Here is a 19,503-nt window from a genome sequence, read left to right on the forward strand (position 1 = left end):
AAATCGACCGATTGACTTCGCGATTTTTTGTAAAAATTCCCGCACGGTCGTGATTTGCAGAACGTATTGGCGGCATGCTCCGCCTATCATGGACACGCAGCCCGGCGCGTGCCGCGGCGTGGCTTTCAAACGCGAAAGGTTCGAATACGGCGCACGCATGGCGCTTGAACTCCAGCGCTTAAGCCGTATTTAAGGAGGCGGCGGTGTAATATCCGCCGGCTCACGCGGGTCGGAACCGATTCGCGACGGGTACTGCCGCTCACGCGGCACCTTTCAACCACGGAGGATTTCATGTCGCTTTTCGACTCTATTTCGCGCACGATCAAAGGCCTGCTGAACGATGCGGCCGACTCGGTACAGGATCCGTCGCGCGACGCACGGCAGATCGTGCGGGAGCTCGACGACAGCATCGGCCGTGCCGAGAATTCGCTGATCGAGATCGAGGCACAAGTCGCGACCCAGCGCAGCAAGCGCGATGCGGCCGACGACAAGGTGAAGAAGTACGAAGACGGCGCGAAGCGCGCGCTGCAGGCCGGCGACGAAGCACTCGCACGCGAGGCGCTCGCGGCGCAATCGAACGCGGAAGCCGAGCGCGATGCACTCGCGGCCGAGCTGACGACGCTCGAACCGTCGGTCGACAAGCTGAAGGGGCAGATCGCCGACATGCGCCAGCGCCGCAACGACCTGAACTCACGCTCGAACATCCTGCAGGCGAAGCACGAAATCGCGCAGGCGAAGGATGTCGCGGCAAGCGCACTCGGCGGCATCGGCGGCAAGAACCTGTCCGAGGATTTCCAGAAGCTCGAGGACAAGGTCGCGCTGCAGAACGCGCGCTCGGACGCCCGCCTGAACTCGGCCGACACGTCAAGCGGCAAGGCGCTCGAGGACAAGCTCGCCGCGCTGAACAAGGGCCCGTCGGTGGAAGACCGCCTCGCCGCGCTGAAGAAGCAGCTCGACACGCCCGCGCAGTAACGGCAACCGCGCCGCGGCCCGCCCGGCTCGCGGCGCGCATCGATCGTCAGGAGACGGGCGTTCGCGCCCGGTTCGACCATGAAGAAATCTCTCGCCGCACTCGGCTTCTCGCTGCTGCTGCTGCTGTCGTCCGCCGCATTTGCAGTCCCGTCGCTGCAGCAAGTCGAGCAGTCGATCGCACAGCGCGACTGGCAGCGCGCCGACACGCAGCTGTCGCAAGTCATCGACGCCCATCCGAACAACGCGCATGCGCGCTACCTGTACGCACAGGTGCTGGACCGCGAAGGCCGCGCGTCGGACGCGCTCGCGCAACTGCAGCAGGCGAAATCGCTCGATCCGCAACTGCGCTTCACTGATGCGTCGCACTTCGCGCAGACCGAATCGCGCATCCGCGCGGACGCCGCGCGCGTGAGCGGCAACACACCGTCGGCCACGCAGACCGGTTCGTTGCAGTCATCGCTCGCACCGGCGGCGCCGGTCGCGAAACACGGTCCGTCGACCGGCATGTGGATCGGCATCGCGCTGATCATCGCGATCATCGCGCTGGTGCTGCGCTGGACGCTGCGGCGCGCGCGCTCGGCCGACGACGGTCGCGCCGACGACGAACGCCGCACGCAATTGAAGCGCGCGACCGACGTGCTGAACGACATTCGTCCGCTGAAACTCGACGCGAAGCTGTCGACGGCGCCCGGCGCCGCAGCGCTCACCGGCGAGCTCGAAGGCATCGAGACCGATGCACGCACGCTCGTCGAAACACTGTCGAATGGCAAGAACCCGGTGCCGCCATATCGCATCGACGAACTCGAGCAGCGGCATGCGAGCGTGAAGGCGCGCGTCGAAGGCCGCCCCGATCCTGGCGCGCAGCCCGCGGCGCCGGCGAACGGCAGCGGCTCGGTGTATGCGCAGGAAGCCGATCGCATGACCGGCATGCAAGGTCAGCCGTATCAGCAACAGCCATACCCGCAACAGCCGTATCCCCCGCAACCGTATCCGCAACAGCAGCCGCCCGTCGTGGTCCAGCAAGGCGGTGGTTTCGGCGGCGGGATGGGCGGGCTGTTGACCGGCGTGCTGCTCGGCGAAGCGATGTCGGGCGGCCGCGAGCGCGTGGTCGAGCGCGACGTGATCGTCGACGACCAGCGCCGGCGCCAGGAGAACAACGATCCGGGCTTCGACTTCGGTCGCGGCGACAATTCGAACTGGAGCGACGGCAACGGCGGCGGCGGTGTCGATCTCGGCAGCAACGACGACGGCTGGACCGACGACAACACCTGAGCATTCGCACGCGGGCGTCGACACATCGCGCGACGCCCGCCTCTCACGCCGCGCCTCCTTTCATTGCCACTCGCGCCGGCCGCCGGATCGCCGGCCGCGGATTTGTCAATCATTTCAAGATGGGCTACCGGCAATGGGGCACGTTCGCTATCATGCGGCCATCGGCGTGCCTCCGATCCCATCCGACGTTTCGCAGCCCTGCGCGTCGCGGCACGCCTTCCCCTCGCCCCAACCAGGAGAAAGCCGCTCATGAGCATAATCAAGGAATTCAAGGAGTTCGCCGTCAAAGGCAATGTGATGGATCTCGCCGTCGGCGTGATCATCGGCGGCGCGTTCTCGAAGATCGTCGACTCGGTCGTGAAAGACCTCATCATGCCGGTCATCGGCGTGCTGACCGGCGGTCTGGATTTCTCGAACAAGTTCGTTCTGCTCGGCACCATCCCCCCGTCGTTCAAGGGTAATCCCGATTCGTTCAAGGACCTGCAGGCCGCGGGCGTCGCCGCATTCGGCTACGGCTCGTTCATCACCGTGGCGATCAACTTCGTGATCCTCGCGTTCATCATTTTCCTGATGGTGAAATTCATCAACAAGCTGCGCAAGCCGGAAGAAGCCGCGCCGGCCGCGACGCCGGAAGACATCGTGTTGCTGCGCGAGATCCGCGATTCGCTCAAGCAACGCTGAGCACCGCGCCACGCTGCGTCTGCCGGGCCCGCACAATGCGGGCCTTTTTCATGCGCGTGCCACACGTCGGACGCCGCCGCGCGAGGCTTATCTCATTTTTTTGTGACGCACGAATGCACGCGCGGGAAAAGCAGGTCTATGATGGAGACTAAACGACAGTACGGGCGCCAAGACGCTGGCTGTGTCGATCATCGTGGCAAGCGGGTCGACGGGAGACATTGATCGTCGTACCGCACGAGTGCAGCATTTTCGTGTGCTATAAAGGATCGACATGCGGCGTACATAGCCGGGAGTGGGTCGCATGAAAGTGCCGCATTTCTTGCAATTGTTTTTGAGGCGAGTGTTTATGTCCTTCCCGAAAAAACGTCGACGGGCGCAGCAGGATGGCCAGGAGTCATTCCTCGCGGTATTGCGCCACTCGAAACCGTTTGCGCAGCTCGACACCAAGATTGCCCGCGCTCGTGCGCAGGACGAACCCGTCCTCTACGCGCATGTGCTGCCCGGTCTCGACGTGCTCCTGTGCAGTGTGCGCGGCGCACAGCCGCCCTATCCGGCCATCGCCGAACTGCGCAAGCGCTGCATCGAATCGATCGCCAACGCGCTCGAACAGCCGCTCGACGGACTCGAGAACGGCGGATATTGGTACGAGGCGAACGGCTTCGGGTTCCTCGTGTTCGCGAGCCGCGCCCGCGCGCGCATCCTGCCCGAATTTGGTGCGGGCACGAAGGCGAGCCTGCGCGGCGGCCTCGGACGCCAGAACGCCGGCGACACGACACCGCGCTCCCTCGGCTGAACCGACACCGACACGATGGGCCGCCTCCGGGCGGCCCATCGGCCATTCAGGCTTCCCGCTTCACGGCCGCCGCGCAATCACTGTGCCGTCCCGCGCCCATTGCCGGGCCGGACGATGTCGATAAACGCGGCGAAATCGGCGCCGGCGAGCCCCTGCGCGGCGCCCAGCCGCAGCACCTGCTGCACCGTGGCCGATACGGGCATCACCGCGCCCGTGTCGCGCGCGGCGTCGGCGATCGCATCGACATCCTTCTGGAACGTGCTCAGCGCACCCATGGGTGGATGCCCGCCTGACGTCATGCGCGGCACGAAGGTCTGCAGCAGCACCGAGTCGGCCCACCCGCCCGCCAGCGCATCGGCCAGACGCGCGGCGTCGATGCCGCTCGCCTGCGCCAGGCCGACGGCTTCCGCGATCGCGGTCACCGTCGCGGTGACGATCGCCTGGTTGCACAGCTTCGCGGTCTGGCCCGCGCCCGCGTCGCCCATGTGCGTGATGCGCGACGCGTAGGCGTCGATCAGCGGCCGCACCGCGTCGAGGTCGGCCGCGCCGCCGCCCGCCATCACCGCGAGCGTACCGGCCTGCGCGCCGGGCACGCCGCCCGATACGGGCGCGTCGATCCAGCCGACGCCGAGCGCGGCCGCGCGCGCCGCGTAGTCGCGCGTCGTGGCAGGCGGAATGCTCGAATGATCGACGATGCGCTTCAAGCGGCGCGCCTTCGCATCGCCGGCAAGGAGCCCGTGCTCGCCGAACACGACGTCGCCGACCGCACGGCCGTCGAGCACGCACATGAACACCGTGTCGACGCGCTGGGCCAGTTCGCGCGGCGTGTCGACCACCTGCGCGCCGTCTTTTTCAAGCGCCTCGGCCTTGCCGCGCGTCCGGTTCCATACGCTGACCCGGTGGCCCGCCGCCAGCAAATGCCGAATCATCGGCGCGCCCATCAATCCCGGTCCGCAAAATCCGACTTCCACGATGTTCCCCGTCTCCAATTGAGGTTGCACTTGCCGCCCATCATACCTATCACTCAAGAAGCCGGACACGCGCGGTGCCGCTTCGGGCCCGCCGCTCGCGCCGGCCATACCGACCACATACGGACATACCAGGGAGCGCATCATGAGCGACCACGTCTACAAGCTGATCGAACTGACCGGCTCGTCGCGGCAATCGTGCGACGACGCCATCCGCAACGCGATCTCGAAAGCCGGCAAGACGCTGCACAACCTGCACTGGTTCCAGGTGACCGAAACACGCGGCCACATCGAAGGCGATCAGGTCATCCACTGGCAGGTCACGCTGAAAGTCGGCATGCGCATCGACGACTGACGCACCGCGCGCGGTGCCCCTGACCACCGGATGCGTGCAATGCGCATCCGCGCGGCGCCGCGCCCGCCTGCATTGCGCTCCGTTCGGGCCCCGTGTCGAGGCCCGGCCGGCGGGCGTCTGCGGGTATCCATCTCTTGACGCTGGTTTTCGTTCATATTAAAAACCATATACCCCTACGCCCCCTCGATCAGCCCGGACATATAAACGGAGATATCATGAGTCAGCAACGCGAGGCGATCGACACGTACCTCTTGCGCGTCTTGCACACCTTGTTGATGGAACGCAGCGTCACGCGCGCGGCCGTCAAACTGAACCAGTCGCAACCGGCGATCAGCGCCGCGCTGCGGCGCTTGCGCGACATCACCGGCGACCCGCTCCTCGTGCGCGGCAAGTCCGGCATGGTCCCGACCGAATACGGGCTGCGCCTGCTCGAACCGGTGCAGAACGCACTGCGTGAAATCGAGCGCATCAAGTTCCAGCAGCACAATTTCGACCCGGCCACGTCGATCCGCTGCTACCGGATCGGCTGCCCCGACTACCTGAACGTGCTGTTCGTGCCGACCGTCGTCGAACGCTTCCGCCTGGCCGCGCCGAATGCGACGCTCGAGTTCCACTCGCTCGGCCCCGCGTTCGACTACGAGCTCGCGCTGGAAGACGGCAAGCTCGACATCGTCGTCGGCAACTGGCCCGAGCCGCCCGAACAGCTGCACCTGTCGAACTTGTTCGTCGACGAAATCGTCTGCCTGATGAGCAACACGCACCCGTTCGCGAAGCGCGGCGGGCTCACGCTCGACCAGTACCTGAACGCGCCGCATCTCGCGCCGACGCCGTACTCGGTCGGCCAGCGCGGCGCGATCGACGTGCACCTCGCGCGCGAGCGGCTCAAGCGCCACGTGGTCGTCACGCTGCCGTACTTCAACCTCGCACCGTACGTGCTGGTGAAGTCCGACCTGATCTTCACGACGACGCGCCTGTTCGCCGATCATTACGCGAAGTTCCTGCCGCTGTCGGTCGTGCCGGCGCCGCTCGACTTCCCGCCGATGCAGTACTACCAGCTGTGGCACGAACGCTGCCACTATTCCGACGAAGTGCGCTGGCTGCGCAGCCTCGTCGCCGAAGCGACCCGCACGCTGATCGAGGCTTGATGGCGCCCAGCGCGCGCCGGCCGTGCCGTGGCGGTACGGCCTGGCGGCCGTAACCACCGCCGCGCCTAATCCGCCGCGCGCGGCGTGAGCCCCGCGCCCGTGCGTCAGCGCGACGCCTCCACGAGGGCGTGCGCAAGGGCGTTGTGGCGCTCGATGACGGGCGGCAGGTCGAGCGTCGCGAGCCGGCCTTCCCGCACCACCACCTTCCCGTTCACCACCGTGTACGCCGTCTGCGACGGCGCGCAGAACACGAGCGCCGCGACCGGATCGTGCAGCGCACCCGCGAACAGCGGCTGGCGCAGGTCGAACGCGGCGAAGTCCGCGGCCATGCCGGGTTTCAGCGCGCCGATATCGTCGCGGTTCAGCACCTTCGCGCCACCCAGCGTCGCGATCTCGAGCGCTTCTCGCGCGGTCATCGCGTCGGGCCCGAAGCCGACCCGCTGCAGCAGCAGCGCCTGCCGCACTTCCGCAACCATCTGCGCGCCGTCGTTCGACGCGGAACCGTCGACGCCGATCCCGACCGGCACGCCCGCGAGACGCATCTTCTTCACCGGCGCGATGCCCGACGCGAGCCGCATGTTCGAACACGGACAGTGCGCGACGCCGGTGCCGGTGCGCGCGAACAGGGCGATGCCCGCATCGTCGAGCTGCACGCAGTGCGCGTGCCACACGTCGTGGCCGACCCAGCCGAGATCTTCCGCGTATTCGGCGGGCGTCATGCCGAACTTCTCGCGGCTGTACGCGATGTCGTTGACGTTCTCGGCCAGGTGCGTGTGCAGCGACACGCCGTAGTCGCGGGCCAGCACGGCCGCGTCGCGCATCAGGCCGCGGCTCACCGAGAACGGCGAGCACGGCGCGACGACCACGCGCAGCATCGCGTAGCGGCCTTCGTCGTGATAGGTCTCGATCAGGCGCTGCGCGTCGCGCAGGATGTCGGGCTCGCGCTCGACGACCGAGTCGGGCGGCAGCCCGCCGTCGCGCTGGCCGACGCTCATCGCGCCGCGGCTCGCGTGAAACCGCATGCCGATCCGCTGTGCGGCGCCGATGCTGTCGTCGAGCCGGCTGCCGTTCGGGTAGATGTACAGGTGGTCGCTCGACGTCGTGCAGCCCGACTGCAGCAGCTCGGCCATCGCGGTCAGCGTCGACACCTCGATCATCTCGGGCGTCAGGTGCGCCCAGATCCGGTACAGGTTCGTGAGCCAGCCGAACAGTTCGGCGTTCTGCGCGGCCGGCACCGCGCGCGTGAGGCTCTGGTACATGTGATGGTGCGTGTTCACGAGCCCCGGGATCACCAGGTGGCCACGCAGGTCGAGCACTTCGTCGGCGCGATCGGGCAGCTCGGCGCTCGGGCCGACCGCGACGATCCGGTTGTCTTCGATATAGAGCCCCGCGTCGCGCAGTTCGCGGCGCGTGTCGTCCATGGTCACGAGCACGTCGGCGTGCTTGACCAGCAGGGTTTTCGGGCGGGATGAGGATGGCTGTGGCGCGCGTGCGCCGGCGTGCTGCTCGAGATTCATGCGTTCTCCGCGTCGTTCTGCCCCGGGAGCCGCTCCCGGTGACGTTCACAAAGCCGTTCGAACGCTGATTCGCGGCACGCCCCGGTGCCTGCGTCCGTTCGAACGCGCTGGCCCGGTTACCCGGCGTGCATGCCGTCTTCGGGGTGCGCGCGGGCTCACGGCCCGACGCGCACGGCGGCAGCATCGCCCAAGCGCGCGCGGCGCACAATGCGCGATCCCGAATACCGCGCTTCACGGTTTCGATATGGTACGCCGCGCACGGGGCGCGAGGCCCCGGAATCGCGGGCCGCCGGCCGCTCCCGGCGTGCCGTCGACAGCGGTTCATGCGCGGCGCATTATCTTTGATATCGCGCCCGTATTTGCGCGGGGAACCTTTTTACAATGCCTGCACGGCGCTCGCTTCAATCTCGCCGACGGGTATGTAGCCACGTGACGTGGAGCCTCGATCCGCCGCACAGTCAATGGATCGAGTCGCCGCCGAACCTCGCATTCACACAAGGACAATTGCGAATGGGAAAGCTCACTACCCACGTACTCGATACGGCGCACGGTCGTCCCGGCGCTGCCATCAAGGTGGACCTCTACGCGCTGGACGGCGAATCGCGCCGCGCGATCAAGACCGTGCTGACCAATAGCGACGGCCGCTGCGACGCACCGCTGCTCGAAGGCGCCGCGCTCGCCGCCGGCGAATACGAACTCGTATTCCACGCCGGCGACTACTTCGCGTCGCTCGGCGTGAAGGTGCCCGAGCCCCGCTTCGTCGACCGCGTCGTGCTGCGCTTCGGCATCGCCGACACCGCATCGCACTACCACGTGCCGCTGCTCGTGTCGCCGTGGTCGTACAGCACCTATCGCGGCAGCTGACACACGCATCGGCGCCCGCATCAAAGATAACGATCTGAGTCTGGAGGAGTTTCATGGAAGGCTTCATCACCGACTGGCTGAACCTCGCGCTGCGATGGCTGCACGTCATCGTCGCCATTGCGTGGATCGGCGAGTCCTTCTATTTCGTCGCGCTCGATAACAGCCTGAAACCGCCTACCGACGCGAACCAGCGCAAGCGCGGCGTGTTCGGCGAGCTGTGGCACGTCCACGGGGGCGGTTTCTACAACATGCAGAAGTACACGGTCGCCCCGCCGGAAATGCCGGATGACCTGCACTGGTCGAAGTGGCCGTCGTACACGACCTGGCTGTCGGGCTTCTCGCTGTTCTTCGTGCTGTACCTGCTCGCACCGAACACGTACCTGATCGACAAGAGCGTGCTCGACATGGGCCCGGTGGTCGCCGTCGCATCCGCGCTGGGTTTCCTCGCGGCCGGCTGGATCGTCTACGACTCGCTGTGCCGCATCCTCGGCACCAACGATCGCGTGCTCGGCATCTGCGTGGGCCTCTACGTCGTCGTCGCCGCGTACCTCGCGTGCCACATCTTCGCGGGCCGTGCAGCGTACCTGATCGTCGGCGCGATGCTCGCGACGATCATGTCGGCGAACGTGTTCTTCGTGATCATCCCGGGTCAGCGCAAGATGGTCGACAAGATGCTCAAGGGCGAAGAGCCGAACCCGATCTACGGCAAGCGCGGCAAGCAGCGCTCGGTGCACAACACGTATTTCACGCTGCCGGTCGTGTTCGCGATGCTGTCGAACCACTATGCAATGACGTACACGAACAAGTTCAACTGGGTCGTGCTCGTGCTGATCATGCTGGCCGGCGCGCTGATCCGTCAGTTCTTCGTGATGCGTCACCGCGGCAAGCAGCTGTGGTACCTGCCGATCGGCGGCGTCGCACTGCTGTCGGGCGCGCTCGTGTGGACGATGCCGAAGCCGGTCGCACCGGAAGCGCAGGCGGCGAACGCACCGAAGATCGTGATCAACGACATCATGCCGATCCTGCAGCAGCGCTGCGTCGAGTGCCACTCGGCCAAGCCGACGCTGATGGGCAGCGCGCCCGCCGGCGTGATGTTCGACACGCCAGACGAAGTGTCGAAGAACGCGCAGCGGATCTACGAACAGGCCGTGCGCCTGAAGGCGATGCCGATCGGCAACGTCACGCACATGACCGACGACGAGCGCGTGAAGCTCGCCGCATGGTTCGAGGGCGGCGCGGTCAAGTAAGCCGCCGTGCGCCGGCGGTCGGTTGCCGGCACATCCTCTCCGTTCGCGGGCCCGGAAACGGGCCCGTTTTTTTTGCCTGTATGAAACGCGTCGCCCGCTAGCCGCGCATCGCGTCACGCTGCAGCGCGACGAGCGCATCGAGCGCGCGCGGGCCGTCGTCGAACGGCACGAAGATGTGATCATGATACGCAGCGGCCATCACGTTGCAGCTGATGCCGGCCGCGCCCAATGCTCGCGCGAACGCGGCCGTCAGGCCGACCGCCGCGAGATCCGAATGCACGGTCAGCGTGATCCACGCGGCGCGAAACAGCACGGGCCAGCCGTGACGTGCCGCAGTCTCCTCGTCGACCACGACCGTCATGCCTTCCGCTTCGCGGAACGTCGCGATCGCTTCGGATAACGATATTTCCGCATCGGCCGGCAGCGCGACGAATGCGAAGGCACCACGGTGCAGCTCGGGCTGCATCGTGCGCAGCAGGACCGCGAGGTCGTTTTCAGGTTGACTCATCGGGGACGGGTCCGGAACCGGACTTCGGGCGGTGGCGATATGGGCACGATAGCATGCGGCCAATGCCCCGGCGCCCCACCACGTCATGTCCGTGTCGTCGCAACTTCGTCCGCGGGCCGGCCGCGAAACGCGACGATGCGCGAATCGTCATGCGCATGCCAAGGCGCCACGACGTCGTGCGCGTACGCGACATCAGGCGCAAGCGCGACACCCACGTCGAAGAGGCCCCGGCCGCGACGTGATGCACGCGCGCCACGCATAAAAAAACCCGCGCGAATCGCGCGGGTTGCTTCGAACGGCAACGACAGCAATCCGGCTCAGGCCGTCAGCGCATCGAGCGCGTCCTCGGTGAGCCACAGCGATTCCTGCAGATCCTGCTCGTTCAGGTTCAGGCCTTCACCGCCGCGATCGACGACAATGAAGTCGCTGACGCCGCCGAGTGCGATCAGCGGGTGATGCCACACGCCCTTCGCATAGTTGACGCCCTGCCACCCGCTCGTCACGAACGCGCGGATCTTCGACGCATCGAGATCGCCCGCCGGCGCGACGACGACGAGATACGGCTGGTCGTTCAGCGGCACGAACGCCTGGCTGCCGAGCGGATGGCGCTCAAGCATCTTCACCTCGAACGGCAGCGTGCGCGGCTGACCGCGGAACAGGTTGACGAGCGTGCGGCCGTCTTCGTCCGCCACGTCGACTTTCGCGAGATCGTGAAAGCGGATCGTCGTGCCGAGGTTGATCGGAATCTGCTTCGCGCCCTCCGTTTCGATCACGTCGCCGAACGGCGCGAACGCTTCCTTGGTCAGCGGTTCGATTGCAAGCGTCTTCATTTGTCGAGCGTCCCCCACAGACGCACGCGCGATACGCCACCGTCCGGAATGATGTTCAGGCGTACGTGGGTTACCGGGCCCAACGAGGCGATTTCGTGTTCGAAGTAATGCTGCTTGTCCATCTGCAGCTTCTGTTCGCCGAGCAGCACCGGCCAGAACATCGACTGCGTGATCAGCGAGCTGTCGGTGCCGCCTGACACGTACGCAGCCTGGATCGAGCAGCGGTCCGGGTAGTTGCCCTTGAAGAACGCGGTATCGACTTCGATCTTGCGGATCACGCCCGGCTGCGCGAGCGCGATGATCGCCCAGTCGTTGCCCGGTTCGCGGCGGCGCCGGGTTTCCCAGCCGTCGCCCATGTTCACGCCGCGGCCCGGCAGCAGCAGGTTCGACGCGACGCCGAAGTGCTGGTTGTTCGCGGCCACCACGTAGCCGCCGTTTTCCATCGCCGCGAGGTCGAACTGCTCGGTCGCGCTCGCGCCGGCCCAGTCGAGCTGCGGCTGGCCGTACACGCGCAGGCGCGCGATGCCGCCGTCCGGATAGATGTTCACGCGCAGATGCGTGAACGCACGGGCATCGCTCGCTTCGACGTAGTGATGGCTGTTGCCCTGAAGCGTCGTCGACGGCACGATCTCGACCCACTCGGTCGCATGCGTCGGCGCGCCATTGGCCACGTACGCGGCCTCGATCGACGCGGCCGGCGGGAAGTTGCCGGTGAAGTGGCTCGTGTCGATGTCGAAACCCTTGATCACGCCCGGCCGCGCGAGCTTGACGATGCACCAGTCATAGCCCGTCGTGCGCTTGCGGCGCGTCTCCCAGCCGTCCATCCACTTGCCGTGATCGTCGTACTTGCCGGGGATGAACACCGCCGGCTCGGGGTTCAGCATCCGGTCCTTCGGCGCGAAGAAGTCGTCGCTGGCCTCGAGCGCCTGCGCACCGAGACGCGGGTCGGCAAGGTTCACGTAGCGCCGCGTGAAATCGGGTGCGTTGGGATCGAGAAGCGGAACAGCCATGATGTTTCCTTGTTTCAGTGAGGCGATCAGGCCGCTGCGACGCAGCAGGCCGTGTGCGGTGTCAGGCGTCGATCAGGTCGTCGAGGCGAAAGCGCGCGATCCGGTAGATCTGGTCGAGGCTCGCGCGCAGTTCCTCGGTGCGCGAATGATTCACGCGCGACTCGAAGTTCGCGATGATGCCGTGCCGGTCATAGCCGCGCACCGCGAGGATGAACGGGAAACCGAACTTCTCGCGATACGTGCGGTTCAGCGTCAGCAGCTTGTCGAACTCTTCCTGCGTGCACTGGTCGAGACCCGCGCCGCTCTGCTCGCGCGTCGACTCGGCCGTCAGCTCGCCGCGCACGGCGGCCTTGCCGGCCAGCTCCGGGTGAGCGTTGATCAGGGCGAGCTGGCGCGCTTCGCCGCCCGTCTCGACCGCATCCGACATCGTCTTGTGCAGCGCGTCGATGCTCGCGAACGGCCGCTCGGCCGCGGCGACCTCGGCCACCCACGGCGAATGTTCGAAGATCCCCGACAGCGCCGCGACGAATGCGCTCGGCGCCATCGTGTTGAGTTGATCCAACGTGTAACGCATCGCCTTCATGCTTTCCCTTCGTTTCGATGATTGGGCTGATACGGATGATGTTCACGCCAATGACGCGCGATATCGACACGGCGCGTCACCCATACGCGATCGTGCTGCTCGATGTGGTCGAGGAAACGCTGCAGCCCGCGAAAACGCCCCGGCCGGCCCAGCAACCGGCAGTGCATGCCGATCGACAGCATCTTCGGCGCTTCGTCGCCCTCGGCGTACAGCACGTCGAATGCGTCGCGCAGGTAGTCGAAGAAGTGATCGCCGGTGTTGAAGCCCTGCGGCGTCGCGAAGCGCATGTCGTTCGTATCGAGCGTGTACGGGACGATCAGCTGCGGCGACGTACCGCCGCCCGACACGGCGACATCCATCCAGAACGGCAGGTCGTCGCCATAGTTGTCGGAGTCGTACAGGAAGCCGCCGTATTCCGCGACGAGACGGTGCGTGTTCGGGCTGTCGCGGCCGGTATACCAGCCAAGCGGACGCTCGCCCGTCACGCGTTCGATCGCTTCCATCCCGAGGCGCATGTGCTCGGCCTCGAGCTCGGGCGTCATGCTCTGGTAGTGGATCCAGCGCCAGCCGTGGCACGCGATCTCATGACCGAGCTCGACGAATGCGCGCGCGAGTTCCGGATGGCGCTCGATCGCCATGCCGACGCCGAACACCGTCAGCGGCAGCCCGCGCTTCTCGAATTCGCGCAGGATGCGCCATACGCCGGCACGCGAACCGTATTCGTAGATCGATTCCATGCTCATGTGGCGGTCCGGATACGCGGCCGCGCCGACGATTTCGGACAGGAACTGCTCGGAGCCCGGATCGCCGTGCAGCACGCAGTTCTCGCCGCCCTCCTCGTAGTTCAGGACGAATTGCACGGCGACGCGGGCGCGCCCGGGCCAGTTCGCCTGCACGGGATAGCGGCCGTAGCCGATCAGGTCGCGAGGATAGTTGGGATCGAGTGACATGGGTTCGAAGTGCGGCGAAAGCTTGCCGGAATAATGGGTTCGCATCGACCCGCGCGTGTGCCGGAGGCCGGCCGCGCGGGCCGATGCGATGACGGCCCAGTGTAGCGAAAAGGTGCAGACGCGCCCATACAGCGGCGCAGATAGTGCATGTCAGACGGTGTGTATGTGCGGTTGCGGCAAATTCGGCGCCCGTTCCGGCTCGGCGGTCCCGCTGCGCACGGTGGCGGCGGCCGGCGACGCGTCCTCCGCCGGGCTGAAGCGCGCGAATTCGCCGTCATAGCGCTTCGGCAGCGGCCGCGCATAGTCGCCGCGCTTCGCGGTCGCGAGGCGCAGCGCGACGAGCGCCTCGGCCCACTTCACGGCCGCCGTCACGCCTTCCACGACCGGCGCACCGATCTGCTGCTCGATCTCGTGCGCGAATTCGGCCATTCCCGCACAGCCGAGCACGATCGCGTCGGCGCCGTCCTCGTCGAGCGCGCGCCGGCATTCGTCGACGATGATCCGCCGCGCGGCCGAGCCTGGCCGGTCGAGCTCGAGCACCGCGACGTCGGTCGCGCGCACATTGCGGCAGAACCGCTTCATCCCGTAGCGCTCGGCGAGATGCCATGCCATCCCGCAGGTGCGCGCGAGCGTCGTGACGACCGAGAAGCCCGGCGCGAGCACGCTCGCCGCGTGCATCGCCGCCTCGGCGATCCCGACCACCGGCCCGCGCGCGACCTCGCGCGCCGCATACAGGCCCGGATCGCCGAAACACGCGATCACGTACGCGTCGCAGCCGTCGCGCTCGCCTTGCGCGATCTCGGCGAGGAGCCCGGGCGTCGCGAGCGCCTCGTCGTAATAACCTTCGATCGACGGCGGCCCCATCGGCGGGCTCACCGCGACGATCTCGGTGCCCGCGGCCGCGACTTCACGCGCGCAGCGGCCCATCGCATCCGTCATCCGCTGCGTCGTATTCGGATTGATCAGCTTGATCTTCATCGCGCGCTCCTCAGGCCTTCGTGCTCACGAGCAGTCGGTAGAACACGAAGCCGAGCCCCGCGCCGATGAACCACGAGAAGTTCGCGGCGGCCTGCCAGCCCGGCATCATCACGCAGACAACCGCGATCACCGCGGCCGGCAGCAGCGCGGCGAGCGCGCGGCGGTTCACGCCGCCCGTGTACCAGTAGGTGCCGCTCTCCGACATCGTGTACAGGTCGTCGCGCACGAGGCGGCCGCGCTTGACGAGGTAGAAGTCGGCGATCAGCACGCCGTACAGCGGACCGATGAAGGCGCCGAGCACGTCGAGCGTGTAGTGGATCACGGCCGGGTTGTTGAACAGGTTCCACGGCGTGATGAAGATCGACGCGACGGCGGCGAGCATCCCGCCCGCGCGCCAGCTGATCAGCCGCGGCGCGACGTTCGAGAAGTCGAACGCGGGCGACACGAAGTTCGCGACGATGTTGATGCCGATCGTCGCGATCGTGAAGGTCAGCGCGCCGAGGATCACCGCGGTCGGATGATCGATGCGGCCGACCGTCGCGACAGGATCGGTGATGAGTTCGCCGAACACCGGCAGCGTCGCGGCCGTCGTGATCACCGTCACGAGCGAGAACGCGAGGAAGTTGACCGGCAGCCCCCAGAAGTTGCCGCGCTTCACGTCGCCGAACGAGCGGCAGTAGCGCGAGAAGTCGCCGAAGTTCAGCATCGGCCCCGAGAAGTACGACACGACGAGCGACACGGCCGTGATCATCACCGGAATCACTTCCGCGCCGTGATACTTGACGCCGCCGAGGTTCAGGCCGATGTTGCGCCAACCCGCGCGCCACACCATGTAGCCGGCCAGGATGAACATCACGACGTAGACGGCCGGGCCCGCGAAGTCGATGAACTTCTTGATCGTCTCCATCCCGTTCCAGAACACGAACGCCTGCAGCACCCACAGCAGCATGAAGCCGGCCCAGCCGACCGCGGACAGCCCGAGGAAGCCGTAACGATGGACGTCCGCGTACGGCAGCCATTGCGGGAAAAACTTCAGCACGACGATCACGAGCGCGCTGGACGCGAGATAGGTCTGGATGCCATACCACGCGATCGCGATCAGCCCGCGGATCACGGCCGGCACGTTCGCGCCGAGGACGCCGAACGTCGCACGGCACGCGACTGGATACGGCACGCCGATCTGCTGGCTCGGGCGCGCGATCAGGTTGCACAGCCGGTTCACGATCGTGATGCCGACGATCAGTGCGATCAGCACCTGCCAGCTCGTCAGCCCGAGCGCGAACAGGCTGCCCGCGAACACGTAGCCGCCGACGCTGTGCACGTCCGACATCCAGAACGCGAAGATGTTGTACGAACCCCATGTCTGATTCTTGAGGGGTGCTAAATCTTCGTTGTACAAACGTTGACTGTAACCGTCCGGCAACGGCGAACCACCGCCCTCGCCGCCTTCTTCCGCCGGATACGCGCTGTCGTGCGCCACACTGAACTGAGCCATGACTTCTCCTTGACGCGGCCGCCCGGCCGCTCCACCGTCATCGATATCGCTCCGGATCGTCGCCCGGAGTCGGACTGGCGGCCGGCGGCGCAAACCGCCGGCCTGCATTGCTCTCGTCGTGTGGCGCGCGGGCCGGTTCGCGTCGCCGCTCAGGCGCCGCCGAACACTTCGCGCAAATCGACCTGCCCTTGCGCGGGCCGGTCCAGCATCTTCAGTTCGACATGCTGCAGGTGGTGCGCCATCAGCGTCACCGCCCGCTTCGGATCCCCCGCTTCCAGCGCGGTCAGGATCTCATCGTGGTCATCGCACGAGCACGGGCTGCGCCCGTGCGATTCGTACAGCGCCGACATCAGCGTCGAGCGTGCAACGAGCCCGTCGAGGCACTCGCAGAGCGTCGCATTGCCCGTCAGCGCCGCGAGCGCCGTATGGAATTCGCCCGACAGGCGGATCCACGCCGCGAAATCGTGCCGCTCGAACGCCTTGCGTTCCTTGTCGATCAGCGCGGCGACGCCCTTCAGCCGCTTCGCGCCCGGCCCCGTCGCGAGCCGCTCGACGACGGCCAGCTCGATGATCCGGCGCATCTCGAACACCTCGTGCACGTCCTGCAGCGTCGGACTCGCGACGAACGCACCGCGGTTCGGCTCGAGATCGACCAGCTTGTCGGCCGCGAGCAGCGCGAGCGCCTGCCGGATCGTCCCGCGCTTCACGCTGAACACGTCGCAGAGCTGCGCCTCCGTCAGCTTCGAGCCAGGCGCGAGCCGATGCTCGAGGATCGCCGTGCGGATCCGCTCGGCGATCGCTTCGGGGCCGGCCGTACCGGACGAATAGGAATCGGGCTCGTTCATGATCTGCATCGTGTGATGGTCCTCATCCTAGGATGGACATAAAGATTGTCAACAATTCTTTTCCTGAAATGCGCACAACCGGTGTGCACGCCGTCGCGCCAGATCCGTGCGCGGCGCACGAAATTCAGACAACCCAAGCGTCTCAGGCTTATTCAAGGCAGTTCGCGGTGTATACCCTTCCGGCTATTTTGTTGACAAAAATGGTGCACGCCATGAGACAAACCCGATCGGCGGTGATGAAAATTTATGACCGTTAGTTGCACGCTTACCTAAAGAAAAGGCGGGGAATCCCCGCCTTTCGAGAGTGCCTGCCCGGCTTAGCCGAGATGCGGATAGTCCGAAAGCGTAAGCCGGAAACCGTGCGCATTCGCGACGAGCTGCGCCTGCGCGCCGAACGGCAGCGTCAGCAGGTCGGGCACGTGACCGAACTGCAGCCCCGTGACAACCGGGATGCCGACCACCGAGCGCACCTGATCGATCATCGCCTGCATGTCGTAGCCGTTGTCGTACTCGAACGGCCGCGCGCCCGTGAACTGCCCGAGCACGAGCGCCTGCTGGCGCGCGAGCAGCCCCGACAGATGCAGCTGGTAGATCATCCGTTCGATCCGGAACGGCTGCTCGTTGACGTCCTCGATGAACAGGATGCCGCCTTCGATATCGGGCATGTACGGCGTGCCGACGAGCGACGTGAGGATCGCGAGATTGCCGCCCCACAGCGTGCCCGTCACGTTCACGGTCTGCACCTGCGGCGCTTCGGCGATGATCGTCGTGGTCGGCTGCGACAGCGTCTGCCAGAAGTGTTGCATCGTGAAGTCGCTCAGTGTTTCCGCGCCGAAGTCGGCCGACAGCATCGGGCCGCCGAAGGTCTTGATGCGCGCCTTCGCGTACAGCGCGAGCTGGACCGCAGTGAAGTCGCTGTGGCCCACGAGCGCGATCGGCTGGTCGCGCAGGCGGCGCTCGAGCCCGCGATAGTCGAGCCCGTGCAGGATGCGGGCGGCACCATAGCCGCCGCGCACCGCGAGCCCGATGTCCGGCAGCGCGCGCTCCGGATCCGCCAGGCGATTCAGGTCGCCTGCCCGCTCGCCGTCAGTCCCGCCGAAACGCTGAAAGCGGCGCTGCGGCGCCTCGATGTTCTCGATGCGCTGCTGCGCGCCGCTCAGGCGTTCGAGCGCGCGATTGATCGCGTCCGGATCATGCGGATAACCGGACGGCGCCAGCAGGCGGATGGTGTAGGACGCGGCGGGCTGGAAGGACATGGCGGAAGGGTTCAGGGTCGTCAAACCTGCTTAGAGGGTCCGAACCGTCTCGGGTTCACGGAACCGGGCAGCCCGCCCCGCTTCGGGGGACGGGCGCGTTCGGGGGCGCTTACGACGCGCCGGCTTCGGCGTCGCGGGCGAGCCGCGCTTCACGCAGCGCGCGGCGGCGTTCCGCGAAGAACGACTTCAGCGCGGCGCCGCACTCGTCGGCGAGCACGCCGCCGGTCACCTCGGTATGGTGGTTGAGCTGCGGATTCGCGAACGCGTCGATCACGCTGCCGCACGCGCCCGTCTTCGGATCGGCGGCGCCGTAGACGACCCGTGCGATGCGTGCGTGCATGATCGCGCCCGCACACATCAGGCATGGCTCGAGCGTCACGTACAGCTCGCAGCCGGGCATCCGGTAATTCTGCAGATGCTGCGCGGCCATGCGCAGCGCGGCCATTTCCGCATGGGCCGACGGGTCGTGCCCGCCGATCGGATGGTTGAAGCCACGCGCGATCACCTCGTCGCCGCATACCAGCACCGCGCCGACCGGCACTTCACCGGCCGCGCGCGCCTCTTCGGCGGCAGCCTGCGCGAGACGCATGAAATGCAGGTCGCGCGCCGACACGGGGGCGGCTTCGGGAACGGGAGAATCGGTAGAGGCTGCGGATCCGGCTGCCGCGTCATGCAGCGCGTCGGTGCTCACATCGGCCCCGCTTCGGCGGGCATGTCGTCGAGCCCGCGTTCGCACAGACGCTCCGCGATGCGCCGGCAATAGTCGCGCGGCATCACCATCGGGCCGCCGCGCAGCGATTCGAGCGCCATGTCGAGCGCGAGGATCTTCGCCTGCAGCCGGCAGCGCGCGGCGCGGTCGCTGACCGCCTGCAGTTCGTCCTGCAGGTTGCGCAGCGCGCGCAGTTGCTCGACGGCCGGCGGCACGAAGCCCGCGTTCTTCAGGATACGGTTGGCCACCCGCACCTCCTCGGGTACGAGCAGGTCGTCATCCAGCGCCTGCGGCGCGCCGGTACCCGGCAAATCGTCGAACTCGCCCCGCGCGGCGGCGGCGGCGATTCGTTGTTCGACTAGTGCGTCAAGCAGTCTCATCAGTCAATCGGAACAATGCGGCAGCCGAATTCTAGCAGGGTGACGCGCGTATGACAGGCCATTCGAACGGATGCTCGATATTGCGTTTTTAGGGGCCGAATCTGCGTGCATGCGTGCCGATCGCCGCGACTTCCCGCTGTGCTGC

21 protein-coding genes are annotated in these 19,503 nt (G+C 66.6%); 8 read left to right on the forward strand and 13 right to left on the reverse strand.

The features are described 5' to 3' along the window. Window positions 1-291 precede the first annotated feature (291 nt). The 4 genes from F3J14_RS12995 to F3J14_RS13010 all read left to right on the forward strand — a co-directional run bounded on the left by F3J14_RS12995 (window position 292) and on the right by F3J14_RS13010 (window position 3,718). Window positions 292-972 carry a PspA/IM30 family protein gene (locus tag F3J14_RS12995; RefSeq protein WP_006752024.1) on the forward strand — a complete coding sequence of 227 codons (681 nt, stop codon included), beginning with the start codon at window positions 292-294 and terminating at the stop codon, window positions 970-972. A gap of 78 nt (window positions 973-1,050) precedes the next feature. Next, entirely contained in the window at window positions 1,051-2,244 is a 1,194-nt protein-coding gene (locus F3J14_RS13000; RefSeq protein ID WP_166723327.1) for a tetratricopeptide repeat protein, read from the forward strand. Window positions 2,245-2,493: 249 nt separating this feature from the next. Then, complete coding sequence (mscL, locus tag F3J14_RS13005) at window positions 2,494-2,925, forward strand: large conductance mechanosensitive channel protein MscL (RefSeq protein WP_006752022.1); 432 nt, start codon at window positions 2,494-2,496, stop codon at window positions 2,923-2,925. Window positions 2,926-3,271: 346 nt separating this feature from the next. Further along, the gene (locus F3J14_RS13010) at window positions 3,272-3,718 is read left to right on the forward strand and encodes a hypothetical protein (protein WP_027784713.1); all 447 of its coding nucleotides are present in this window, start codon (window positions 3,272-3,274) and stop codon (window positions 3,716-3,718) included. Between the two features lie 77 nt (window positions 3,719-3,795). Here the strand turns inward: F3J14_RS13010 and F3J14_RS13015 are convergent, their stop codons facing one another. Next, complete coding sequence (locus tag F3J14_RS13015) at window positions 3,796-4,689, reverse strand: NAD(P)-dependent oxidoreductase (protein ID WP_166723328.1); 894 nt, start codon at window positions 4,687-4,689, stop codon at window positions 3,796-3,798. Between the two features lie 142 nt (window positions 4,690-4,831). Here F3J14_RS13015 and F3J14_RS13020 point away from each other — a divergent pair, with 142 nt between their 5' ends. Further along, window positions 4,832-5,041, forward strand: a complete 210-nt coding sequence (locus tag F3J14_RS13020; RefSeq protein ID WP_006755984.1) for a dodecin — start codon at window positions 4,832-4,834, stop codon at window positions 5,039-5,041. A gap of 215 nt (window positions 5,042-5,256) precedes the next feature. Next, window positions 5,257-6,186 carry a LysR substrate-binding domain-containing protein gene (locus F3J14_RS13025; RefSeq protein WP_006478550.1) on the forward strand — a complete coding sequence of 310 codons (930 nt, stop codon included), beginning with the start codon at window positions 5,257-5,259 and terminating at the stop codon, window positions 6,184-6,186. Window positions 6,187-6,290: 104 nt separating this feature from the next. Here the strand turns inward: F3J14_RS13025 and F3J14_RS13030 are convergent, their stop codons facing one another. Beyond that, window positions 6,291-7,703, reverse strand: a complete 1,413-nt coding sequence (locus F3J14_RS13030) for an 8-oxoguanine deaminase (RefSeq protein ID WP_166723329.1) — start codon at window positions 7,701-7,703, stop codon at window positions 6,291-6,293. A 510-nt stretch (window positions 7,704-8,213) separates the two neighbouring features. Here F3J14_RS13030 and uraH point away from each other — a divergent pair. Beyond that, window positions 8,214-8,567 carry a hydroxyisourate hydrolase gene (uraH, locus tag F3J14_RS13035; RefSeq protein ID WP_012364099.1) on the forward strand — a complete coding sequence of 118 codons (354 nt, stop codon included), beginning with the start codon at window positions 8,214-8,216 and terminating at the stop codon, window positions 8,565-8,567. 53 nt (window positions 8,568-8,620) lie between these two features. Further along, window positions 8,621-9,814 (forward strand): urate hydroxylase PuuD, encoded by a 1,194-nt coding sequence (locus tag F3J14_RS13040; RefSeq protein ID WP_006754395.1) that lies wholly within the window; start codon window positions 8,621-8,623, stop codon window positions 9,812-9,814. A 97-nt stretch (window positions 9,815-9,911) separates the two neighbouring features. On the opposite strand, the gene F3J14_RS13045 is transcribed toward F3J14_RS13040, so the two are convergent. The 11 genes from F3J14_RS13045 to F3J14_RS13095 all read right to left on the reverse strand — a co-directional run bounded on the left by F3J14_RS13045 (window position 9,912) and on the right by F3J14_RS13095 (window position 19,358). After that, a complete protein-coding gene (locus F3J14_RS13045) occupies window positions 9,912-10,322 on the reverse strand; it encodes an ACT domain-containing protein (protein WP_166723330.1) in 411 nt (136 codons plus the stop codon). 317 nt (window positions 10,323-10,639) lie between these two features. Next, window positions 10,640-11,152 (reverse strand): ureidoglycolate lyase, encoded by a 513-nt coding sequence (locus tag F3J14_RS13050; RefSeq protein ID WP_166723331.1) that lies wholly within the window; start codon window positions 11,150-11,152, stop codon window positions 10,640-10,642. Next, the gene (gene alc, locus F3J14_RS13055; protein WP_166723332.1) at window positions 11,149-12,162 is read right to left on the reverse strand and encodes an allantoicase; all 1,014 of its coding nucleotides are present in this window, start codon (window positions 12,160-12,162) and stop codon (window positions 11,149-11,151) included. Before alc ends, F3J14_RS13050 begins: the two co-directional genes overlap by 4 nt. Before the next feature lie 61 nt (window positions 12,163-12,223). After that, the gene (uraD, locus tag F3J14_RS13060; RefSeq protein ID WP_166723333.1) at window positions 12,224-12,745 is read right to left on the reverse strand and encodes a 2-oxo-4-hydroxy-4-carboxy-5-ureidoimidazoline decarboxylase; all 522 of its coding nucleotides are present in this window, start codon (window positions 12,743-12,745) and stop codon (window positions 12,224-12,226) included. Then, on the reverse strand, window positions 12,742-13,695 hold the full coding sequence (gene puuE / locus F3J14_RS13065) for an allantoinase PuuE (protein WP_166723334.1): 954 nt from the start codon (window positions 13,693-13,695) through the stop codon (window positions 12,742-12,744). The genes uraD and puuE overlap by 4 nt, the downstream gene beginning before the upstream one ends. A 150-nt stretch (window positions 13,696-13,845) precedes the next feature. Further along, a complete protein-coding gene (locus tag F3J14_RS13070; protein ID WP_166723335.1) occupies window positions 13,846-14,673 on the reverse strand; it encodes an aspartate/glutamate racemase family protein in 828 nt (275 codons plus the stop codon). Window positions 14,674-14,683: 10 nt separating this feature from the next. Continuing rightward, entirely contained in the window at window positions 14,684-16,168 is a 1,485-nt protein-coding gene (locus F3J14_RS13075; RefSeq protein WP_166723336.1) for an NCS1 family nucleobase:cation symporter-1, read from the reverse strand. Between the two features lie 149 nt (window positions 16,169-16,317). Continuing rightward, a complete protein-coding gene (locus F3J14_RS13080; protein ID WP_166723337.1) occupies window positions 16,318-17,022 on the reverse strand; it encodes a GntR family transcriptional regulator in 705 nt (234 codons plus the stop codon). 308 nt (window positions 17,023-17,330) lie between these two features. Beyond that, window positions 17,331-18,269 (reverse strand): muramoyltetrapeptide carboxypeptidase, encoded by a 939-nt coding sequence (ldcA, locus tag F3J14_RS13085; RefSeq protein WP_166723338.1) that lies wholly within the window; start codon window positions 18,267-18,269, stop codon window positions 17,331-17,333. A gap of 109 nt (window positions 18,270-18,378) precedes the next feature. Continuing rightward, the gene (gene tadA, locus F3J14_RS13090) at window positions 18,379-18,960 is read right to left on the reverse strand and encodes a tRNA adenosine(34) deaminase TadA (RefSeq protein ID WP_011657199.1); all 582 of its coding nucleotides are present in this window, start codon (window positions 18,958-18,960) and stop codon (window positions 18,379-18,381) included. Continuing rightward, the gene (locus tag F3J14_RS13095) at window positions 18,957-19,358 is read right to left on the reverse strand and encodes a DnaJ family domain-containing protein (RefSeq protein ID WP_006760552.1); all 402 of its coding nucleotides are present in this window, start codon (window positions 19,356-19,358) and stop codon (window positions 18,957-18,959) included. Before F3J14_RS13095 ends, tadA begins: the two co-directional genes overlap by 4 nt. Window positions 19,359-19,503 lie beyond the last annotated feature (145 nt).

Origin of the sequence: Burkholderia sp. Tr-862, from assembly GCF_011753085.1 — a bacterium.
Taxonomy (GTDB): domain Bacteria; phylum Pseudomonadota; class Gammaproteobacteria; order Burkholderiales; family Burkholderiaceae; genus Burkholderia; species Burkholderia ambifaria.

Excerpts from the sequence above, each read along its gene's own strand:
- F3J14_RS13080 (WP_166723337.1), bottom strand. The coding sequence starts at position 17,022 with ATGCAGATCATGAACGAGCCCGATTCCTATTCGTCCGGTACGGCCGGC.
- F3J14_RS13025 (WP_006478550.1), top strand. The coding sequence starts at position 5,257 with ATGAGTCAGCAACGCGAGGCGATCGACACGTACCTCTTGCGCGTCTTG.
- F3J14_RS13040 (WP_006754395.1), top strand. The coding sequence starts at position 8,621 with ATGGAAGGCTTCATCACCGACTGGCTGAACCTCGCGCTGCGATGGCTG.
- F3J14_RS13070 (WP_166723335.1), bottom strand. The coding sequence starts at position 14,673 with ATGAAGATCAAGCTGATCAATCCGAATACGACGCAGCGGATGACGGAT.
- puuE (WP_166723334.1), bottom strand. The coding sequence starts at position 13,695 with ATGTCACTCGATCCCAACTATCCTCGCGACCTGATCGGCTACGGCCGC.
- F3J14_RS13010 (WP_027784713.1), top strand. The coding sequence starts at position 3,272 with ATGTCCTTCCCGAAAAAACGTCGACGGGCGCAGCAGGATGGCCAGGAG.
- uraH (WP_012364099.1), top strand. The coding sequence starts at position 8,214 with ATGGGAAAGCTCACTACCCACGTACTCGATACGGCGCACGGTCGTCCC.
- mscL (WP_006752022.1), top strand. The coding sequence starts at position 2,494 with ATGAGCATAATCAAGGAATTCAAGGAGTTCGCCGTCAAAGGCAATGTG.
- F3J14_RS13030 (WP_166723329.1), bottom strand. The coding sequence starts at position 7,703 with ATGAATCTCGAGCAGCACGCCGGCGCACGCGCGCCACAGCCATCCTCA.
- F3J14_RS12995 (WP_006752024.1), top strand. The coding sequence starts at position 292 with ATGTCGCTTTTCGACTCTATTTCGCGCACGATCAAAGGCCTGCTGAAC.
- F3J14_RS13000 (WP_166723327.1), top strand. The coding sequence starts at position 1,051 with ATGAAGAAATCTCTCGCCGCACTCGGCTTCTCGCTGCTGCTGCTGCTG.
- F3J14_RS13095 (WP_006760552.1), bottom strand. The coding sequence starts at position 19,358 with ATGAGACTGCTTGACGCACTAGTCGAACAACGAATCGCCGCCGCCGCC.
- uraD (WP_166723333.1), bottom strand. The coding sequence starts at position 12,745 with ATGAAGGCGATGCGTTACACGTTGGATCAACTCAACACGATGGCGCCG.
- ldcA (WP_166723338.1), bottom strand. The coding sequence starts at position 18,269 with ATGTCCTTCCAGCCCGCCGCGTCCTACACCATCCGCCTGCTGGCGCCG.
- F3J14_RS13075 (WP_166723336.1), bottom strand. The coding sequence starts at position 16,168 with ATGGCTCAGTTCAGTGTGGCGCACGACAGCGCGTATCCGGCGGAAGAA.
- alc (WP_166723332.1), bottom strand. The coding sequence starts at position 12,162 with ATGGCTGTTCCGCTTCTCGATCCCAACGCACCCGATTTCACGCGGCGC.
- F3J14_RS13045 (WP_166723330.1), bottom strand. The coding sequence starts at position 10,322 with ATGAGTCAACCTGAAAACGACCTCGCGGTCCTGCTGCGCACGATGCAG.
- F3J14_RS13020 (WP_006755984.1), top strand. The coding sequence starts at position 4,832 with ATGAGCGACCACGTCTACAAGCTGATCGAACTGACCGGCTCGTCGCGG.
- F3J14_RS13050 (WP_166723331.1), bottom strand. The coding sequence starts at position 11,152 with ATGAAGACGCTTGCAATCGAACCGCTGACCAAGGAAGCGTTCGCGCCG.